12 protein-coding genes are annotated in these 13,227 nt (G+C 66.3%); 8 read left to right on the top strand and 4 right to left on the bottom strand.

Annotation, left to right across the window (positions count from 1 at the left end; genetic code table 11):
- The first annotated feature begins 2 nt into the window (after window positions 1–2).
- Both E3T35_RS10275 and E3T35_RS10270 read left to right on the top strand, forming a co-directional pair.
- A complete protein-coding gene (locus E3T35_RS10275; protein ID WP_134378934.1) occupies window positions 3–1,982 on the top strand; it encodes a thioredoxin domain-containing protein in 1,980 nt (659 codons plus the stop codon).
- 283 nt (window positions 1,983–2,265) lie between these two features.
- Complete coding sequence (locus E3T35_RS10270) at window positions 2,266–4,062, top strand: stealth family protein (RefSeq protein ID WP_134378932.1); 1,797 nt, start codon at window positions 2,266–2,268, stop codon at window positions 4,060–4,062.
- On the opposite strand, the gene E3T35_RS10265 is transcribed toward E3T35_RS10270, so the two are convergent.
- Entirely contained in the window at window positions 3,992–4,930 is a 939-nt protein-coding gene (locus E3T35_RS10265) for a phosphodiesterase (RefSeq protein WP_134345724.1), read from the bottom strand. The genes E3T35_RS10270 and E3T35_RS10265 overlap by 71 nt on opposite strands.
- Before the next feature lie 247 nt (window positions 4,931–5,177).
- Here E3T35_RS10265 and E3T35_RS10260 point away from each other — a divergent pair, with 247 nt between their 5' ends.
- The 6 genes from E3T35_RS10260 (at window position 5,178) to E3T35_RS10230 (ending at window position 11,083) form a co-directional block, all read left to right on the top strand.
- On the top strand, window positions 5,178–5,405 hold the full coding sequence (locus tag E3T35_RS10260) for a zinc-binding dehydrogenase (protein ID WP_134345725.1): 228 nt from the start codon (window positions 5,178–5,180) through the stop codon (window positions 5,403–5,405).
- Window positions 5,406–5,517: 112 nt separating this feature from the next.
- Window positions 5,518–6,423 (top strand): phosphatase PAP2 family protein, encoded by a 906-nt coding sequence (locus E3T35_RS10250; protein ID WP_241988827.1) that lies wholly within the window; start codon window positions 5,518–5,520, stop codon window positions 6,421–6,423.
- 69 nt (window positions 6,424–6,492) lie between these two features.
- Complete coding sequence (locus E3T35_RS10245) at window positions 6,493–7,698, top strand: type III polyketide synthase (RefSeq protein ID WP_134345729.1); 1,206 nt, start codon at window positions 6,493–6,495, stop codon at window positions 7,696–7,698.
- Complete coding sequence (locus E3T35_RS10240; protein WP_134345731.1) at window positions 7,699–8,397, top strand: class I SAM-dependent methyltransferase; 699 nt, start codon at window positions 7,699–7,701, stop codon at window positions 8,395–8,397.
- A complete protein-coding gene (locus tag E3T35_RS10235; protein ID WP_134345733.1) occupies window positions 8,397–9,521 on the top strand; it encodes an NAD(P)/FAD-dependent oxidoreductase in 1,125 nt (374 codons plus the stop codon). The genes E3T35_RS10240 and E3T35_RS10235 overlap by 1 nt, the downstream gene beginning before the upstream one ends.
- 26 nt (window positions 9,522–9,547) lie before the next feature.
- Complete coding sequence (locus tag E3T35_RS10230) at window positions 9,548–11,083, top strand: methyltransferase (RefSeq protein WP_241988807.1); 1,536 nt, start codon at window positions 9,548–9,550, stop codon at window positions 11,081–11,083.
- On the opposite strand, the gene E3T35_RS10225 is transcribed toward E3T35_RS10230, so the two are convergent.
- The 3 genes from E3T35_RS10225 to E3T35_RS10215 are packed head-to-tail and all read right to left on the bottom strand — an operon-like array spanning window position 11,084 to window position 13,160.
- Window positions 11,084–11,866: a hypothetical protein gene (locus E3T35_RS10225; protein WP_134378926.1), complete on the bottom strand. Its 783-nt coding sequence runs from the start codon at window positions 11,864–11,866 to the stop codon at window positions 11,084–11,086. It abuts the gene before it with no gap.
- Entirely contained in the window at window positions 11,863–12,792 is a 930-nt protein-coding gene (locus tag E3T35_RS10220; RefSeq protein WP_134378924.1) for an ABC transporter ATP-binding protein, read from the bottom strand. The genes E3T35_RS10225 and E3T35_RS10220 overlap by 4 nt, the downstream gene beginning before the upstream one ends.
- The gene (locus E3T35_RS10215; RefSeq protein WP_134378922.1) at window positions 12,789–13,160 is read right to left on the bottom strand and encodes a GntR family transcriptional regulator; all 372 of its coding nucleotides are present in this window, start codon (window positions 13,158–13,160) and stop codon (window positions 12,789–12,791) included. The genes E3T35_RS10220 and E3T35_RS10215 overlap by 4 nt, the downstream gene beginning before the upstream one ends.
- Between the last annotated feature and the right edge of the window lie 67 nt (window positions 13,161–13,227).

The raw sequence follows: 13,227 nt of genomic DNA, 5'->3' as shown, positions 1-13,227 counted from the left end.
GCATGCCCAACAGCCTCGCCGACGCCATCAGCCCCTACCTGCGCAGCCATGCCGACAACCCGGTCGACTGGTTCGGCTGGGGCGAGGAAGCCTTTGCCGAAGCCCGCGAGCGCGATGTGCCCGTGCTGGTGTCGATCGGCTACTCCACCTGCCACTGGTGCCACGTCATGGCGCGGGAGAGTTTCAGCGACCCGGCGATTGCCGAGTACCTCAACACCCACTTCGTCAGCATCAAGGTCGACCGGGAGGAGCACCCCGATGTCGACGCGAGCTATCTCTCTGCCGCGAGTGCCTTCATCGAGGGACTCGGCTGGCCGCTCAACGTGTTCGTCACCCCCGACGGGCAGGCGTTTCACGCGGGAACGTACTTTCCGCCGGTGGCCCTTGCGGGGCATCCGTCGTTTCGCGACGTTCTGACCGCGGTGACGACGGCCTGGCACACCCGGCGGGCCGAGGTCAGCGCCGGCGCCGCCAAGGTGGCCGAGTTGCTCGCCGAATCGGCGCGCGAGCTCGCCGAGGGTGCCGCGGCGGCGGGTGGTGCCGCGGTGCCCCTGCATCCCAGCACCGCAGTGCTCGACCGGGCGGTCACCGAGCTGGTCGGTTATGAAGACGCCCGCTTTGGTGGCTTCGGCGGTGCACCAAAGTTTCCGGTGGCCCCTGCCCTCTCCTTTCTGCTCGGGCACGGCGACGCGAACGGCGACGGGCCAATGCTCGCGCTGCGCACACTCAAGCTCATGGGCGCGTCACCGCTTCGCGACCCGATCGAGGGCGGCTTCTTTCGCTACGCGGTCAACCGTGATTGGAGCGATCCACATTACGAACGGATGCTCTACGACAACGCCCAGCTGCTCAGCCTCTACACCCGCGCCTGGATGCTCACCGGCGCACCGTGGGCACGTCACGTCGCCGAGGGAATCGCCCGCTTTCTCTGTGACGTGATGCAGCTTCCGGGAGGCGGGTTTGCCAGCGCCCAAGACTCGGAAAGCACCGTCGACGGCCATCGGGTCGAGGGCGGCTACTACGCACTCGAACCGGGCGACCGCCTGCGGCAGACCCCGCCGGCCCTCGATACGAAAGTACTCACCGGCTGGAACGGACTCGCGATTCAGGCTCTCGCCCGGGCCGGCTTCGCCTTCGACCAGCCCCGTCTCATTGACGCCGCCCGCCGCGCGGCCGACTACCTGCGCGAACACCACGTGCGCGCCGACGGCACCCTCGTTCGTGCCTCCGTTGCCGCACGCACCTCCACCGCGAACGCCACGCTGGAGGACTACGGCATGTACGCACGGGGACTCCTCGAACTCGCACTCGTCACCGGTAACGTTTGCTACGCCACCCAGGCTCGTCACCTGCTCGACAGCACGCTACCGGCAGCCACCGACGCGCCTGCCTTCCGCTCTCCGAACGGCGCGGATCCAGTGCTCAGCGGGCAGGGCCTGGTTAGCGCCATCGACCCTTCCGAGGGCGCCTACCCCTCCGGACTCTCCGCCACAGCGGATGCCGCACTGCTGTTGCACAGCCTCACCGGCGACGACCGCTATCGTTTGGCCGCGCAGGCCGGCCTCGGCCTCGTCGCAACTCTGGCACCGAGCCGGCCACTTGCCTACGGCGCCGCCCTGCGCCTGTTCGACGAACTCAACGGCCCGATCGAGCAGCTCGTGATCGTCTCGCCCGACCGGTTTGGTGCCGCCGCGGCAAACCGCCCGGCCATCACCCTGCACGACCTCGCCCGACGCCACGCGGCGGGAGTGGTCGCATCCGTTTCAGAGTCACAGGCCCAAGCATTTGCGGCGGCTGGCTTCGATTTGTTCCTGGCGCGGACGGCCAAGGCCGGCCAACCCACCGCGTACTTCTGCCGCGACTTCGTCTGTCAGCTGCCGATCACTGACCCGGCGCAGCTGCCACCGATCGCGGGCACGGCCAGACTCCTGAGCGAAATTGCCGCCGAAGCGCAACAATCGGTGCGGTCGCACAAGCGCTAACATCGGCGTATAACCTCGCCCCACTTCCTCATTTCACATTTCCTGGGCTCATCTCCCTGGCTGCTAGACGCCGCAGTAAACTACCGACATCGCGACGTACACTAAATACAAATGCCCCCGCGTTTCACCAAACGCCAGTCGCTCATCGAGAACCTCGTCACTTCTCGACAAGATCGTCGCTGCGAAACACTCTGAACCATTCACGCCGGCACTTTCGGCCGCACTCCTCGGTTTCAGCCCCCGGCTGGTCGCGCTGGAGTGCTCCACTTTCTCAAGGAGGACCATGGCGACACGCAATATTCCGGACGCACAACCGGAGACTGGCGAGCAGGGGTACCCCGACTCGTTCGGCGGTGACATCTTCGACACCGACGCCTTTCGCCCCGACTCCGTGGGCTACGACTCCAGTGAACCCGAACCACCCACCAACACCGGCCTGATCCCGACGCTGTCGCTCAGCAGCGAGCCGGAGCTGGTGCTGATCACACCGGATGCCCGTACGCGCCGGTTCGACCGCGACGACCTCGTCGTGCGCAAGGGTGAGATCGCCCTCATCAACGGTCACTACACTCCGCACGAGTCCATGGTCAAGGACCTCGTGGCCGTGTACGACGCCCTCACCAACGCCGGCATCGACTTTCTACTCGTGCGCGGCGACCACAACCGTCCGGTCGTCGCCGTCGACCGCAAACGGCGCAAGGAAATCACCAAGGTCCTGACTGCGGCATTCGCCAACGAGCCGTTCTACGCCAAGCCGCTCGATGGCAACGTCAGCCAGCAGTTTCTGCTCGCCGATGGCGCCCTCATGACGCTGCGCAAGTCCTCCGTCTTTCGCGTCTACCGGCCGCGCATCGAACCGATCGGCCGCCTGCGCTACGGCGCCCAGACCGCGTTCCAGTTCGAGCTGTGGCGTTTCGGCGAAGATGAAATCATCGCCCCGGTCGAGAACGCGCTCATGCGCACCCGGCTGCCACGCTCCGAAGCCCGCGAAACCACGATCGACCTGTATGGACGCACCTGGCTGACCCTGCAGAACATGTTCGACGACCTGGCCAGCGACGTGTCCTTCGACATCGACCTGGTGTTCAGCTGGGTCGACGGTTCTAGCGACGAGTTTCAGCGGGAACGTGCCAAACGTATGAAGGCCTATGTCATCGGGGAGGGTGACGATTCCGACGCCCGTTTTCGCCAGATTGACGAGCTCAAGTACGCCCTGCGCAGCGTATACATGTTCGCACCCTGGATTCGCCGCATCTTCATCGCCACCGACTCACCGGTGCCGGAGTGGCTCTCCGAGCATCCTCGCGTCACCATCATGCGCAGCGAGGACTTCTTCGTCGACACGAGCGTGCTGCCCATTCACAACTCGCACGCCGTGGAAAGCCAGCTGCACCACATTCCCGGGCTGGCCGAGCACTTTCTCTACTCCAACGACGACATGTTCTTCGGTCGCCCGGTCGGTCCGGAGCTGTTCTTCTCACCCGGTGGGGTGACCAAGTTTGTGGAGGCAGCCACTCGGATCGGCCTCGGCGAGAACGATCCGACCCGCAGCGGGTTCGAGAACGCCGCTCGCGTGAACCGGGCGCTGCTGCGTGGGCGCTTCGGCAAGGTCACCACCCGGCACCTCGAGCACACGCCAGCTCCCATGCGCAAGAGTGTGCTGCTCGAGTTGGAACAGGAATTTCCCGAGGACTTCAGCCGCACCGCGGCGAGTCGTTTTCGTTCGGCGACCGACATCTCGGTCACCAACTCGCTGTACCACTATTACGCCTTGATGACCGGTCGTGCGGTCGCCCAAACTCAGGTGCGTTCGCTCTACATCGAGACGACACTGCGCATCGCCCTGCGCCAGATGAATCACCTGCGCAAGCGTCGCGATCAGGACATGTTCTGCCTGAACGACGGCAGTCACCCAGAGATTTCCACCGAGGTGCGCCGCGCTGCGGTCACCGAATTTCTGGAGCTGTACTTTCCGATCGTGGCACCGTGGGAACGGGCCAGTGTTGCCACTATCGCAGAACTGGGATCGGTCGGGTCATTGGCGGCTCACGCAATGCAGGCAGAGTCTCCGACGGCGTGATCTCGACGCCGGAAGCGCGCAGACGACGTGCGCTTTCGGCGGCGTCGACGTAGTCGAGCGTTGGATAGTGGCCGAGCGGCACCACAGAGTGCAGCACGGTGCCCGGGTAGACGTGCACGAGGTTGAAGGCTCGTGCGCCGTCGCGACCCAGGGTGCCGCCCACCGGAACGTTCAGATCCTGGGTGTAGCAGGTGGCCGACGACACCGACACGGGGATACCGGCGAACATGGCCATGGACGAGTAGTGCAGGTGTCCGGCGATGATGCTGCGCACGTCAGTGCCGCGGAGCACGCTGGCGAGGCGATCCTGGTCGCGCAGCTCCACCGCGTTGGCCAGGTCGAGCACGCTCGGGATCGGCGGGTGGTGCATGGCCAGAATCGTGCCGTCGGGCGCCGGTACCCGCAGCTCGTCGGCGAGCCAGAGCAGCTGCTGGTCGCTCACCGCGCCGTGGTGGTGACCGGGGACCGAGGTGTCGAGGGTGATCAGGCGCAGGCCGTTGAGGTCATAGGACCGGTCGATCGGGGCCTCGCTCGCGGCCTGGTCGAGCAACTCGGTGCGAAAAACCGAACGATTGTCGTGATTGCCCATCACCCAGATGACGCGTGCACCGAGCCTGGCAGCGGCCGGCTCGACGATCTCGCGCAGCAGCTCGTAGGCGCCCGGTTCGCCCTTGTCGGCGAGATCACCGGTGAAGACGATGGCCTCGGGGCGGGCCCTGGATGCCTCGACCTCGGCGAACAGTTCGGCCAGATGGGCTTCAGCGTTGACGCTGCCATAGAGCTTTGAGCCTCCCGCCAGCAGGTGGGTGTCGCTCAGGTGTAACAGGAAGTGGTCCGGCCGGGGGTACTCAGCCGTTCGAATGCTCACAGAGCGTCCATTCGTTTGTCGGGTGCACGCTCTTTCGGCATGCCCTCTCGGTGGTAGACACTATTCGATCAGAAGTTCTTGAACAACCGGTGTACGCCACGCATCAATCGTGCAGCAATTGGGGTAAATGGGCGAGACAGGTCGTGGTCGGTCGGTGACATTCGAGCGGGCCTCTAGGCTGGCGGCGTGGCTCGATACGTACGCATTGACGAATTTGGTGAGCCAGAGGTGTTGAGCATCGTGCACGATGAGCAGCCGCAGGCCGGGCGCGGTGAGGTACGGGTGCGCGGGCGTAACCGAGGTGGGCGGACAGTTCGCGGACATCAACGACCTCGAGGCGCTGGCCACCCTGATTGCGAACGGTGAGATCGTGCTGCTGATCGACCGGGTGTTCCCGCTCGACCAGGTGCAGGACGCCTACCGCTACCTCATGGCCGGCCACCTGCGCGGCAAAGTCGTTCTCGCCACCCGGTAGCAGGCCCCAGAAACCGCGTCTCCCAGAAACCGCGTCTCCCAGAAACCGCGTCTCCCAGAAACCGCGTCTCCCAGAAACCGCGTCTCCCAGAAACACTGTGGCATGCTTGACCGTGCGCAATTGGTCCCCTCGAAACTCCCTGAAACAGGGTTCGCTCGGGTACGTCGCCGGGGCCGCGCTTACCACCGTGGCCTTCATCGGTCTCTACCTGTTCTTCGTGCGCAGCCACGCCGGCCAGGAAGCCGACCAGCTTGCCTATGACGGCGCCGAATTCGGCCGTCGCAGCATTACCTCGTTCACCGGTCGGATGCTGGACTCTGTTCCGGACATCGCCGTGGCATTCGGCGTGGTGCTGACCGCCGTCATCGCGCTCGTGCGCCGCAACTGGCGCACCCTCGTGGTTGCCCTGGTCGCCGCAGCGGCGGCGACTGCCTCGGCCCAACTGCTGAAGTATGGCATTCTGGCCCGTCCCGACCTCGCGGTCGAGGGTTACGCCGGAAACTCATTCCCGTCGGGGCATACGACGGTGGCGGCGGCATCCGCACTGGTGGTCTTTCTGGTCTCGAGCCCGCGCATGCGCCCGATGGTCGCCGGGTGGGGCACCGCTTTCGCCGTGCTGGCCGGTGTGGCCACGCTTGCCAACCAGTGGCATCGGCCGAGCGACGTGATTGCAGCCCTGCTCTGGGTCGCATTCTGGGGGTGCCTCGCCGGGGCGGTGCTGGCCTGGCCGCGGGTAGGTGTCGTGCCGCAAACGGATGCTGCCGTCCCCAGCTCACGATGGCCAGCCTTTACCGGGCTGCGACAGTCGACGATTGGCGTGGTGCGCTGGCTGTCGATCGGGTGCGGGGCGATCTCCGTCGTGGCCTTCATCGTGACCCTCGTACTGGACAGCAGCCTGTTCGAGCGCGTCGGTACGCTCGGCACCATCGTGGCCTACCTGGGCGGGGTTGCGGCCATCGTGACCGCCGGCCTGCTGCTCGCGCTGAGTGGAACTCGGCTGTTCGCTCGACTGCCCTAGATTCGCCAAAGCCCCCAGATTCGGCCTCGGAGGGGTGTACTCAGTCGAAACCACGTGCGAGACTAACTCATGGCCGTCACGCTGAGAGCGCTCCAGACCGTAGTTCCCCCGACGATTCTGATCCAAGAGCAGGTGCGCGACATTTTCGCCGCCCAGCCCGGACTCAGCCGACTGGCGCAACGGCTGGTCAGCACCAGTTTCAACGTGTCGGGTATTGAAACCCGACATACCGTGATTGCCGAGCTCACTCTCGACAACGATTCGGCCGATCCGCAGTTCTTCGATGCGCGGCAGCAACTTCTGCTGGTGCCGAGTACCCGGGTGCGTAACGAGCTCTACATCACGGAAGCCACCAAACTCTTCGTCGAGGCTGGCCGCCGGGCGCTCGCCGCCTGCCCCGACATTCGCCCGGAAGATGTGACCCACGTCGTCACAGTCTCCTGCACCGGGTTCTACGCCCCCGGCCCCGACTACATGCTCGTGCGTGAACTCGGCCTGAATGCCAGCACCCAGCGCTACCACCTCGGATTCATGGGCTGCTACGCCTCCATGCCTGCCCTCCGCACCGCGAAGCAGTTCGTCGAGGCCGACCCGAATGCGGTCGTACTCGTGGTCAGCGCCGAACTCTGCTCGCTGCACCTGCGCACCTCGAGCGACCCGGACACCATCGTCGCCTCCTCGCTGTTCTCCGACGGCGCGGCCGCCGGTATCGTCAGCTCCCGGGCACCGCTGCCCGGCGAGAAAGCCCTCGGTCTCGACCTGTTCGAAACGGTCATCACCCCGGTCGGTGAGGGCGACATGGCCTGGAAAATCGGCGATGAGGGCTTCGAAATGATTCTGAGCACCTACGTTCCGCACATCATCGACGAACACATCGAGAGTGCCCTCGCGCCCCTGTTTGCCCGCGATGCGTCGATCACCCGGCAGCTCGTGGCCGTCCCTTGTGAAACGGATGCAGCGGCCAGCGCGGCCCCGGTCCTCACCCTCGCGCCGCCGGCCACGCTGAGCTCGGTGATCGAGCACTGGGCGATCCACCCCGGTGGTCGGAGCATTCTCGACAAGACCGAGGCCAAACTCGGACTCCGCCCCGACCAGCTGCTGCCTTCGCGCGAGACGCTGCGCACCAACGGCAATATGAGCAGCGCGACCATTCTCTTCGTCATGAAGGCCATTCTCGACGGCCCAGCCACCGCCGACGGTGAACGGGTCTGCGCCATGGCGTTCGGCCCCGGTCTCACCGTGGAGTCCGGCCTGATGACCGTGATCGAGGGCTGAATGGCCCTTCCGTCACTGCGCGTGCGGGCGCATGGGGCCGTGGAGATCATGGATTCCCCGCTGTGCGACCCGGCCATGCTCACCCGCACGTACCAGGATTTTCAGGTGGTCAATGCGGTCGTGTCGGGCTGGCCGGGGATCTATCGCCGCAGCATCCGCCCGACCCTGTCCACCACGACCGAAACGACGCTGCTCGACGTCGGCTCTGGCGGCGGCGATGTCTCGCGATCGCTGGCCCGCTGGGCAGTGCGCGACGGACTGCGGCTCACCGTGACCGGCATCGATCCGGATGCCCGTGCGCACGTCTTCGCGACCAGCCAGCCGAAGATCGCCGGCCTCTCGTTTCGCCGGGCGCTCAGCTCCGACCTCGTCGCAGAGGGCGCGCGCTTCGACTTCGTGGTGTCCAATCACGTGCTGCACCATCTGAGCGTGGACGAGCTGAAGGGGCTGCTCGTGGACTCGGAGGATCTCGCTCGCGTGCGCGTGCTGCACGCCGATCTGGAGCGTTCCAACTACGCGTACCTCGGGTTCGCGGCGGCGACCTGGCCGTTCTTTCGGCATTCCTATATTCGCCCGGACGGGCTCACTTCGATTCAACGCAGCTACACGGCCGTCGAGCTGCGGGCGGCGGTGCCCGCTGGGTGGACGGTGTCGCGCGGCCTGCCGTCGCGGCTCGTGCTGGGCTGGGACGCGGCCTGATGCGTGACGTCGTCATCGTGGGTGGCGGCCCGGTCGGCACCATGCTCGCCTGCGTGCTCGCCGTCGGCGGGCTCGACGTTGAGGTGCTGGAGCAGCGCGAGACGCCGTCCCTCCGGTCGCGGGCGATCGGCATTCACCCGCCGTCGCTGGCCGCCCTCGCCGCCATTGGCATCACCGACGCCCTGCTCGAGCGGGCCGTGCGCATTCGCACGGGAGAGGTGCGCTGCGATTCGCGCCGGCTCGGGCAGATGTCGTTCGAGAAGGCCGCGCCGGCGTATCCGTTCGTGGTCGCCCTGCCGCAATACGAGACGGAGGCCCTACTGCGCGATCGGTTCGAGCAACTCCGCCCAGGCCTGTATCGCAGCGGCGTGACCGTGTCCGGGGTGCAAGACCGCGGTGACGCCTTGAAACTCACGACCGACGCCGGCCCGATCGATGCCCGCTACGTGATCGGCGCGGACGGCGCGCGCAGCCGCGTGCGTCAGGCGGCAGGCATCGCCTGGCGGCAGCTTGGCCGCGGTGAAACGTATCTCATGGGTGACTTCGCCGATCCTGACCCGAGAGATACCGGCGCGGTGCTCTACTTCGAGCGCGGCGGCGTGGTCGAGTCGTTTCCGCTGCCCGGCGATCGGCGTCGGTGGGTGGCGATGACCGATTTTCTCGCAACGGATGCCGACAGCGCCGACTTCGCCGCGCTCATCCGTCACCGAACAGGAGTCAGCGTTGCCCAGCCGCTCGGGGCTGTCAGCGCCTTCGCCGTGCAGCAGCGGCTCGCGGGGAGCATGTGCACGGGCCGCGTGGTGCTGATCGGTGATGCGGCGCACCAGATCAGCCCCATCGGTGGGCAGGGCATGAACCTCGGCTGGCTCGACGCCGTGGCCCTCGCGCCGGCGCTGCAGCGGGCGCTTCTCGAACCGTCAGCGGCGGCATCCGTTTTGGCCCGCTACGACCGCACGCGCCGCCGCGCCGCCCGGCGAGCGGCCCTGCAAGCCGGATTCAACATGCAGATGGGCCGGCCGGCCCACGGTCTGCGACTCGGCGTTCGCAACGCCGTCGTGCGCGGTCTCACGCTGCCGCCGGCCAATGAACTGGTGGCCCGGGCGTTCACCATGCGTTGGTTGTGACCGCGCGCATCGAGTTGAATAGAACCGTGACTCCTGCAACTCTCGTTCCCCGCCTCCGCACCGACCTCGCGGCCGCTCATTTCTCGGTTCCTGGCCTGACCGGACTGTGGGGCATGGAAGCGGATGCCGCCCTCCGCCGCAATCAGCGGGTTCCGGCCCAGCGGGCGCTCGCCACGCTCGCCGTCAAACTGGCGCGGAATGAGCCCGCCGCGACGCTGGCCCGGCTGTTTCTGTTCGGAGACGCGGTGCCGCGTGCCGATCTCGATGCCGCGCTGCCGACACTCGGGGCAGCCGGGGCTGAACGACTCGGGCTCGTGGCCGCCGTCGATGCGCTCGTGCGCCCGCTCGTCGACCTCCGTCCGTACAGCTTCATCGACGCGCACGGGGCCGGCAGCTGGTGGATCGTGAGCGATCTGGGGGAGCTGGCGCTCGGGCATCCGCTCGGCGAAACGCACGTTCTCGGCATCGGCGGCGCCTCGCGCACCCTGAGCGGGCTCATGATGCCGCGCGCGGTTGAGCGGGCGCTCGACATCGGCACCGGCTGCGGAATCCAGGCCATGCACGCCTCCCGGCACGCCGAGCACGTCGTCGCGACCGACATCTCGGTGCGTGCGCTCGAGCTCGCGGCGCTGAACGCCGAGCTCAACCAGATCGACAACATCGAGTTTCGGTTCGGCAGCCTGTTCGAGCCGGTGGCGGGGGAGCGGTTCGACCACATCATCTCGAACCCGCCGTTCGTGATCACCCCGCGGGCCGAGGGGGTGCCGAGCTACGAGTACCGCGACGGCGGAATGGTCGGTGATGCCCTGGTCGAGGCTGTCGTGCGCGGCGCCGCCAACCACCTCACGCCCGGCGGAGTTGTTCAGCTGCTCGGAAACTGGGAATACCACGGTGAAACGGATGCCTTCGAGCGCCTTGAGCGCTGGCTCACGCCGGGTGCCCTCGACGCGTGGATCATCGAGCGCGAGGTGCAGGCGCCGGGCGAGTATGCCGAGACCTGGATCCGCGACGGCGGCACCCGCCCCGGTCCCGATTTCGACCGGCTGTACAATGCCTGGCTGAACGACTTCGAGGCGCGCGGAGTGGGCCGGGTCGGCTTCGGCTACCTGCTGCTGCGCCTGCCGGATGCCGCATCCACCCGGGGCACCGCTCCCGGCCTGCGTCGCCTCGAGCGCCTGCCCGATGCCCTGGGCCACAACCCGGCCGGGCTCGGCGCGCACCTCGCCGAGTGTCTCGCCGCGCACGACTGGCAGGCGGCAACGGATGATGCGCGCCTGTTGCGCACAAAACTCACCGTGGCCTCCGACGTCACCGAAGAGCGCCACTACTGGCCCGGACAGCAGGATCCGACACTCATGACCCTGCACCAGGGCGGCGGATTCGGCCGCTCGTTGCCGCTTGACACCGCCCTGGCCGGGCTGGTCGGTGCCTGCGACGGTGAGCTCGCCGTCGGCGCCATCATCGGAGCCCTCGCCCAGCTGCTCGACGCCGACGAGCCAGCGCTGACCGCCGAGCTGCTGCCCAAGGTGCGCGCCCTGTTCGTCGACGGCTTCCTGAAGTAGCTAGTTCTTGGGGGTCGCGCGGCGCAGAGCCAGGAAGCCGCCGAATTCGGCGACCGCTGCGGGCAGAAGCAGCCAGGCGAAGATGCCGCCGATTCCCTGGACGCCGAACCAGATAACAACTGCCGGCCAGCTGCTCGTGAAGGTGATGATCGTGACCGCGCCGACGATGGCCAGGGCCAGCGAGCTCCAGAACACGAGCATGCCGGGCATGCGCCAGCGCATATAGATGGTCGCGATCGACGCCCCGATGAAGAACACGAGCAGCTGCATCACGAAGAACGAGAAAAGGTCAACCCAGAACCCGTCGATGCCGAGCCAGAGCGCGTTGAACATATAGGTGTCGATGAACCACCCCTCGGTCAGCTGTTCGAGCTGGGTCAGCAGGGCGAACGCGAGGGCGTTGGCGGCCGAGATCAGTACGAACAGCAGCGCTGTCCCGAGGTAGAAGTCCCGGCGGGTGACGCCGAAACCGAGCGCGAACGGAAACCCGAAGGAGATGGCCTGCACGCCCACGACAACCAGGTACCACTGCGGTGAGAGCACGGCCCAGCTGTAGCGCTGGCCCTCGATGGCGTCGGGGGTGCCGAGTCCGCCGGTCGTGAAACCGACGATCTGGGCGATGAAGATGGTGATCACGAAGGCCATGCCCACAATGAGCCACGGGATACCGATGTAGGTTCGGCGGTCGACGAGGTGCAACCGCACCACGTTCCAGATGCGGGCCGGCGCGCTCCGCGGGTGAACGGATGCCGCGGTGCCGGTCAGCGAATCGGTGACGGTCATGAGTGTGTGCTCCAGGCGTCGGTCTTGCTCTCGGTTTCATCAAGGGTTGCGCTGCCGGTGGTGCTCGTGGTGCGCTGCACGATCAGCTGCTGCAGCGACACGGGCGAGAGCTCGAGTCCGGCGGCGCGCGCGGCGGCCCGTTCGGCCTCGCCGAGGCCGGCCACGGTCACCGAGGCGAGCCCGCCGATACCATCTCGGGAAATAATGTCGCGGCCGGCAACGAAAGCCTCGACATCCGTTTTCTTGCCGACCACGGTGCTGGCTGAGCCGCGCAGCTGCTCGGCGTCCTGGTCCATGAGGATACGGCCCTCGTCGATCACAAGAACGTGCTCGAGCAGGTTGCTGACCTCGTCAATGAGGTGTGTCGAGAGCATGATGGTGCGCGGATACTCGGCGTAGTCCTCGAGCAGGCGATCGTAGAAGATCTGCCGCGCGACCGCATCGAGTCCAAGGTAGGGCTCATCGAAGAAGGTGAGCGGCGCGCGCGAGGCGAGCCCCACAATCACGCCGACCGCCGAGAGCTGACCACGGGAGAGTTTCTTGATCGGACGGTTCAGCGGCAGCCGAAAATCGTCCACCAGACGGGCGGCGAAGGCGGCGTCCCAGTTCGCGAAAAACCACGGAGCGCTCGCGAAGACGTGTTGGGGCCGAAAACTGTCCGGATACTTCTGGCTTTCCTTGATGAAACACAGCGACTGCAACACCCGCGCGTTCTCAACAGGGGAGGCGCCGAACACCTCGAGGGTGCCGCTGGTGGCGAACTGCTGTCCGGTGAGCAGCTGCATCAGGGTAGTCTTGCCGGCACCGTTGCGGCCGAGCAGACCATAGATCTTGTTGCGTTCGACCGTGAAACTCACGTCGTCGATAGCGCTGAAGGCGCCGAACTTCTTGGTGAGGCCGGCGACGCGCACAGCGGTATCAGTCATGAGTTACTGCCCTTTCTCGATTCAATGTTGATCATTCCGGCCACCTGTTCCGGGGTGATGCCGAGCTTGGCGGCTTCACTGAGCAGGGGGCCGACGAAGTTGGCCCGAAACTGTTCGGTGCGGGCGACGACCAGTCGTTGCCGAGCACCGGTTGCTACAAACATTCCTATTCCTCGCCTCTTGTAGAGAATGCCGTCTTCGACCAGACGGTTGACGCCCTTGCCAGCGGTCGCCGGATTGATGCGGTGAAAGGCCGCGAATTCGTTGGTCGACGGAACGGATTTTTCTTCCTCAATGACGCCATCGATGATGTCGTTCTCGATCTGCTCCGCGATCTGCACGAAGATCGGTTTGCCCGCTTCGATCAAGGACTGCCTGCTTTCAGTGGATGCTGCTGCCCGATTCCCAGCCCCCGCCGGTTCACTGGTTAGTTGG

The organism is Cryobacterium sp. TMT1-2-2 (assembly GCF_004403505.1).
Lineage (GTDB): Bacteria > Actinomycetota > Actinomycetes > Actinomycetales > Microbacteriaceae > Cryobacterium > Cryobacterium flavum.
The sequence above is the reverse complement of the archived record's forward strand: the minus strand, read 5'-3'. Positions and strand labels throughout refer to the sequence as shown.

Coding starts and splice junctions, on each gene's coding strand:
- E3T35_RS10275 (WP_134378934.1), top strand. CDS start 3: ATGCCCAACAGCCTCGCCGACGCCATCAGCCCCTACCTGCGCAGCCAT.
- E3T35_RS10270 (WP_134378932.1), top strand. CDS start 2,266: ATGGCGACACGCAATATTCCGGACGCACAACCGGAGACTGGCGAGCAG.
- E3T35_RS10260 (WP_134345725.1), top strand. CDS start 5,178: ATGAGCAGCCGCAGGCCGGGCGCGGTGAGGTACGGGTGCGCGGGCGTA.
- E3T35_RS10245 (WP_134345729.1), top strand. CDS start 6,493: ATGGCCGTCACGCTGAGAGCGCTCCAGACCGTAGTTCCCCCGACGATT.
- E3T35_RS10240 (WP_134345731.1), top strand. CDS start 7,699: ATGGCCCTTCCGTCACTGCGCGTGCGGGCGCATGGGGCCGTGGAGATC.
- E3T35_RS10235 (WP_134345733.1), top strand. CDS start 8,397: ATGCGTGACGTCGTCATCGTGGGTGGCGGCCCGGTCGGCACCATGCTC.
- E3T35_RS10225 (WP_134378926.1), bottom strand. CDS start 11,866: ATGACCGTCACCGATTCGCTGACCGGCACCGCGGCATCCGTTCACCCG.
- E3T35_RS10220 (WP_134378924.1), bottom strand. CDS start 12,792: ATGACTGATACCGCTGTGCGCGTCGCCGGCCTCACCAAGAAGTTCGGC.